Source organism: Pantoea sp. CTOTU49201 (assembly GCF_032054795.1).
In the GTDB taxonomy this organism is placed as follows: domain Bacteria; phylum Pseudomonadota; class Gammaproteobacteria; order Enterobacterales; family Enterobacteriaceae; genus Pantoea; species Pantoea symbiotica.
Genome location: NZ_DAMBSA010000066.1, coordinates 1 through 5,725 on the forward strand (window position 1 = coordinate 1; position 5,725 = coordinate 5,725).

The 5,725-nt window shown below is 54.0% G+C and carries 6 protein-coding genes and 1 pseudogene; all 7 read left to right on the forward strand.

What is annotated here, in order from left to right; all coding sequences use genetic code 11:
- Positions 1-485: zinc finger domain-containing protein (locus RTY00_RS07060; protein WP_312663931.1), on the forward strand; the 485-nt coding region annotated here is incomplete at its 5' end.
- Positions 485-991 (forward strand): signal peptidase II, encoded by a 507-nt coding sequence (gene lspA, locus RTY00_RS07065; RefSeq protein ID WP_312663932.1) that lies wholly within the window; start codon positions 485-487, stop codon positions 989-991. The genes RTY00_RS07060 and lspA, both read left to right, overlap by 1 nt.
- Positions 992-994: 3 nt before the next feature.
- Positions 995-1,465, forward strand: coding sequence for an FKBP-type peptidyl-prolyl cis-trans isomerase (gene fkpB / locus RTY00_RS07070; protein ID WP_008108656.1), 471 nt, complete (start codon positions 995-997; stop codon positions 1,463-1,465).
- Positions 1,446-2,399, forward strand: a complete 954-nt coding sequence (ispH, locus tag RTY00_RS07075; protein ID WP_008108655.1) for a 4-hydroxy-3-methylbut-2-enyl diphosphate reductase — start codon at positions 1,446-1,448, stop codon at positions 2,397-2,399. The genes fkpB and ispH overlap by 20 nt, the downstream gene beginning before the upstream one ends.
- Before the next feature lie 221 nt (positions 2,400-2,620).
- A complete protein-coding gene (gene dapB, locus RTY00_RS07080; RefSeq protein WP_312663933.1) occupies positions 2,621-3,436 on the forward strand; it encodes a 4-hydroxy-tetrahydrodipicolinate reductase in 816 nt (271 codons plus the stop codon).
- A gap of 469 nt (positions 3,437-3,905) precedes the next feature.
- Positions 3,906-5,054, forward strand: a complete 1,149-nt coding sequence (gene carA, locus RTY00_RS07085; protein ID WP_256695575.1) for a glutamine-hydrolyzing carbamoyl-phosphate synthase small subunit — start codon at positions 3,906-3,908, stop codon at positions 5,052-5,054.
- Between the two features lie 13 nt (positions 5,055-5,067).
- A pseudogene (gene carB / locus RTY00_RS07090) lies at positions 5,068-5,725 on the forward strand (carbamoyl phosphate synthase large subunit); the annotation flags it as partial.

A 5,725-nucleotide genomic window follows, 5' to 3' on the forward strand; every position in this document is an offset into this window, starting at 1 on the left:
TGCCGGGCGAGCGCGCGAAATACGTGTTCACCGAAGAGTGGTACCAGGATCTGTTTGGTCTGGCGGATAACGAAGCGCTGAACGACGCCTATTGGGATGATCTGCTGAAAGTGCGCGGTGAAGTGAACAAGGTCATCGAGCAAGCGCGTAGCGATAAACGCATCGGTGGCGCGCTGGAAGCCACGGTTACATTGTATGCGGATGCCGAGCTGGCAGCTAAGCTGCAGGCGTTGGGCGATGAGCTGCGTTTCGTGCTGTTAACTTCAGGCGCAACCGTGGCGGATTACGCCACTGCCAGCGATGAAGCGCAGCAGAGCGAACTGTTCAAAGGTCTGAAAATCGCGCTGCACAAAGCAGAAGGCGAGAAATGTCCGCGCTGCTGGCATTACACTACTGACGTTGGCCAGAATCCTGAGCACGCTGCGGTATGTGGCCGTTGCTACACTAACGTGTCCGGTAACGGCGAGCAGCGGAAATTTGCCTGATGAGTAAAGCTATTTGTTCGACCGGTTTGCGCTGGCTCTGGCTGGTGCTGGTGGTGATCGCCATCGATTTTGGCAGCAAGATGTGGGTCATCAACAACATGATGCTGCATGAAACGCAGCCGCTGATGCCGTTCCTGAATCTGTTCTATGCGCATAACTATGGCGCGGCGTTCAGCTTCCTGGCCGACAAAGGCGGCTGGCAGCGCTGGTTCTTTGCCGGCATCGCCATTGCTATCGTCGTGGCGCTGTTGGTGATGATGTATCGCAATGCTGCTAGCAACAAATTAACCAATATTGCTTACGCGCTGATTATCGGCGGGGCGTTGGGTAACCTGTTTGACCGTTCGTATCACGGCTTTGTGGTCGATTTTATCGACTTCTATGTCGGAGACTGGCACTTCGCGACCTTCAACATCGCCGACTGTGCCATCTGTATCGGCGCGGCGCTGGTGGTGCTGGAAGGTTTTCTCAGCCCGAACGGCAAACCGGCAAAAGATAAAGGGTAAAAAATGAGTGAGTCTGTTCAGCGCGATAGCGCGTTGCTGGTGCATTTTACGCTGAAGCTGGAAGATGGCTCGACGGCTGAATCCACGCGCGCCAACGGCAAACCTGCGCTGTTCTGTCTGGGCGATGGCAGCCTTTCAGCCGCGCTGGAACAGCAGCTTCTGGGGCGTAAAGTGGGCGACAAGCACGCCTTTACCCTCGAGCCGGAAGATGCCTTCGGCGGCACCAGCCCGGATCTGGTTCAGTACTTCTCGCGTCGTGATTTTAACGACGCGGGCGAACCGGAAGTCGGCGCCATTATGCTGTTCAGCGGCCGTGGCGGCAGCGAAATGCCGGGCGTGATCCGTGAAGTTTCCGGCGACTCCATCACCGTAGACTTCAACCATCCGCTGGCGGGTCAGCGCATTCAGTTTGATATTGAAGTGCTGGAGATTGATCCGGCGCTGGAGGCCAACGATGCAAATCCTGTTAGCTAACCCACGCGGTTTCTGCGCAGGCGTTGATCGCGCCATCAGCATCGTCGAGCGCGCGCTGGAGATGTACGGCGCGCCCATCTACGTGCGTCATGAAGTGGTGCATAACCGCTACGTGGTGAGCAGCTTGCGCGAACGTGGAGCGATCTTTATTGAAGAGATCGCTGAAGTGCCGGATAACGCTATTTTGATCTTCTCCGCACACGGCGTATCGCAAGCGGTTCGCGCCGAAGCCAAAGCGCGTAACCTCACCATGCTGTTTGATGCTACCTGTCCGCTGGTGACAAAAGTGCATATGGAAGTCGCTCGCGCCAGCCGTAAAGGTGTCGAAGCGATTCTTATTGGCCACGCGGGACATCCGGAAGTGGAAGGTACCATGGGCCAGTACAGCAATCCCAACGGCGGAATGTATCTGGTGGAATCACCGGAAGATGTGTTCAAGCTGAACGTCAAAGATGAGAGCAACCTGTGCTTTATGACGCAGACCACGCTGTCAGTCGATGATACTTCGGATGTGATTGATGCACTGCGTCAGCGCTTCCCGGCGATTATCGGTCCACGTAAAGATGACATCTGCTACGCCACCACCAACCGTCAGGAAGCGGTACGCGTCTTAGCGCGTGATGCTGAAGTGGTGCTGGTCGTAGGATCGAAAAACTCCTCTAACTCGAACCGTCTGGCCGAACTGGCGCAGCGTGCCGGTAAGCTGGCGAAGCTGATTGATTCGGCTGATGACATTCAGGAAGAGTGGGTCAAAGATAAGCAGATCATCGGCGTCACTGCGGGCGCATCTGCTCCAGATATTCTGGTGCAGCAGGTGATCCAGCGTCTGCGTGAGCTCGGCGGTGAAGCGGCGATTGAGCTGATTGGCCGTGAAGAGAACATCGTGTTTGAAGTACCTAAAGAGTTGCGCGTCGATGTGCGTAATGTGCAGTAAGCGGTTCACACCGCAGTAAAATCAGGCCGACATTGTTCGGCCTTTTCTTTGCCTGTCGCAGCCAGAAATCCCACTTCCAGCATGCGGGATTGCTTTTACTGATAATGTTTCGCGGCTGGCATAAAATTCTTATATCCCTTTATTATTGTGGCGTGACTGTTATCTGACCGTTAACCTGTTTACGCTTTACATGCATAGATTTGTATCAGGAATGAATAATTATGAGTGAAATCCGCATTGCTATCGTTGGTGCGCCGGGTCGCATGGGACGCAATTTGATTCAGGCGGTACAGCAGGCGGAAGGTGTTGCGCTCGGCGCGGCACTGGCACGTAGCGGTTCGTCATTGCTGGGCGTTGATGCTGGCGAACTGGCGGGAATCGGCAAAACGGGCGTAATCGTCTCTGACGATCTGCAAAAGGTGGTTCACGACTTTGACGTCCTGATCGATTTCACCCGTCCGGAAGGCACGCTGGAGTATCTGACGTTTTGCCGCCAGCACAACAAAGCGATGGTGATCGGTACCACCGGTTTTGATGAAGCCGGCAAAGCGGCGATTCGCGCGGCAGCCGAAGAGATTAGCATCGTGTTCGCTGCCAATTTCAGCGTGGGCGTCAATCTGGTGCTGAATCTGCTGCAGCAGGCGGCGAAGGTAATGGGCGACTACGCGGATATTGAAATCGTAGAAGCGCATCATCGTCATAAAGTTGATGCACCATCAGGTACAGCGCTGGCGATGGGCGAGGCGATTGCCGATGCCATGAGGTGGAATCTGGATGAGCACGCGGTATATGCCCGTGAAGGTCATACCGGTGAGCGTAAAGCGCAAACTATCGGATTTGCTACCGTGCGCGCCGGCGATATCGTCGGTGAACATACCGCGATGTTTGCAGATATTGGTGAGCGTGTAGAGATTACCCACAAGGCTTCCAGCCGTATGACCTTTGCAAATGGTGCAGTTAAGGCGGCAAGCTGGTTAAAGGACAAGAAATCTGGCCTTTATGATATGCGTGATGTGCTGGATTTATCGATGTTGTGAGTGTTGTGAACCATCGTGATGTGGTTATTTCAATCGGTAAGACCTTGATTGACGAGGGCAATGTTATCATTGCCCTTTATTTTATCTGTAAATGGACGGTTTGATTATTTTTCACTACGAAGGGTTCATTTGTTGCAGTTAATGAGCATTTATCAGGCTTGTGATGGCTAATTTTGACCATTTGGTCAAAAATTTATGCGTGTTAGCATCACTTTGCCATTATTGCCGTCAGGCAACCGATTATTTTTCCGAGTTATCTCACTATTTTGTCGCCTTTCACCGTTTTTAACATTCAGTTGCCCGAAATATACAAAAAAATAACCACATATTGTAGACAAGGTGCGGGGCGATCATTAGAATGCGCGCAATTTGCCAAAATTCGAGTACTCAGGCGGGTTTTGCATTGATTCTGGCACTGCTTTTGAATTAATATGCAAATATTGTGACTGTTTATTCCCTGGAGGATGTTTTGATTAAGTCAGCGCTCTTGGTTCTGGAAGACGGAACCCAATTCCACGGTCGGGCCATCGGGGCTACGGGGTCGGCAGTGGGAGAAGTTGTTTTCAACACTTCAATGACCGGTTATCAAGAAATCCTCACTGATCCTTCCTATTCCCGCCAAATCGTTACCCTCACTTATCCCCATATCGGCAATGTTGGCGTTAACGCCGCCGATGAAGAATCCAGCCAAATCCATGCTCAAGGCCTCGTTATTCGCGATCTGCCGCTGATTACCAGCAACTTCCGCAGTGAAGAAAGTCTGTCAGCTTACCTGCAGCGCAATAACATCGTTGGCATCGCCGATATCGACACGCGCAAACTGACCCGTTTGCTGCGCGAGAAGGGCGCACAGAGCGGCTGCATTATTGCGGGCGATAATCCGGATGCCGCACTGGCGCTGCAGAAAGCGCAGGCGTTCCCGGGCTTGAAAGGCATGGACTTGGCGAAAGAAGTGACCACCGCTGAAACCTACGCGTGGCAGCAAGGTAGCTGGACACTGGAAGGTGACCTGCCGGAACAGAAAACGGCGGAAGAGCTGCCGTTCCATGTGGTGGCGTACGATTACGGCGCTAAGCGCAACATCCTGCGCATGCTGGTGGATCGCGGCTGCCGCCTGACGGTAGTACCGGCGCAAACCCCGGCGGAAGAGGTTCTGGCACTTAATCCAGACGGTATTTTCCTGTCGAACGGTCCCGGCGACCCGGAACCGTGCGACTACGCGATTAACGCCATTCAGGCGTTCCTGAAAACCGATGTTCCGGTATTCGGTATCTGCCTTGGCCATCAGCTGTTAGCGCTGGCGAGCGGTGCCAAAACCATCAAGATGAAACTCGGCCACCACGGCGGCAACCATCCGGTGAAAGATCTCGACAACAATACCGTGATGATCACCGCGCAGAACCACGGTTTTGCGGTGGATGACAGCCAGTTGCCGGCCAATCTGCGCGTGACGCATGTGTCGCTGTTCGACCAAACCGTGCAGGGCATTCATCGCACTGACAAACCGGCCTTCAGCTTCCAGGGACACCCGGAAGCGAGCCCAGGCCCGCACGATGCGGCGCCACTGTTCGATCACTTTATCGAACTGATCGAAGCATACCGTTCTAACGCGAAGTAATCAGGAGCCCACGATGCCAAAACGTACAGACATAAAATCCATCCTGATTCTTGGTGCTGGCCCGATCGTTATCGGCCAGGCATGTGAATTTGACTACTCCGGTGCGCAGGCGTGTAAAGCGCTGCGCGAAGAGGGCTACCGCGTCATTCTGGTGAACTCAAACCCGGCAACCATTATGACCGACCCGGAAATGGCCGATGCGACCTACATCGAGCCGATTCACTGGGAAGTGGTACGCAAGATTATCGAAAAAGAGCGTCCGGATGCGGTACTGCCAACCATGGGCGGCCAGACAGCGCTGAACTGTGCGCTGGAACTGGAGCGTCAGGGCGTGCTGGCTGAGTTCGGCGTCACCATGATTGGTGCGACTGCCGATGCCATTGATAAAGCCGAAGATCGTCGTCGCTTTGATGTGGCGATGAAAAGCATTGGTCTGGGCACCGCACGTTCCGGTATCGCGCACACCATGGAAGAAGCACTGGCGATTACCGAAGTCGTTGGCTTCCCGTGCATCATCCGTCCTTCCTTTACGATGGGCGGCACCGGCGGCGGTATCGCTTATAACCGCGAAGAATTCGAAGAGATTTGCGAACGCGGTCTCGACCTGTCGCCAACCAATGAGCTGCTGATTGATGAGTCGCTGATTGGCTGGAAAGAGTACGAGATGGAAG

Bases quoted from the DNA above. Each gene is read 5' to 3' on its own strand.
- lspA (WP_312663932.1), top strand. From the start codon at position 485: ATGAGTAAAGCTATTTGTTCGACCGGTTTGCGCTGGCTCTGGCTGGTG.
- ispH (WP_008108655.1), top strand. From the start codon at position 1,446: ATGCAAATCCTGTTAGCTAACCCACGCGGTTTCTGCGCAGGCGTTGAT.
- dapB (WP_312663933.1), top strand. From the start codon at position 2,621: ATGAGTGAAATCCGCATTGCTATCGTTGGTGCGCCGGGTCGCATGGGA.
- fkpB (WP_008108656.1), top strand. From the start codon at position 995: ATGAGTGAGTCTGTTCAGCGCGATAGCGCGTTGCTGGTGCATTTTACG.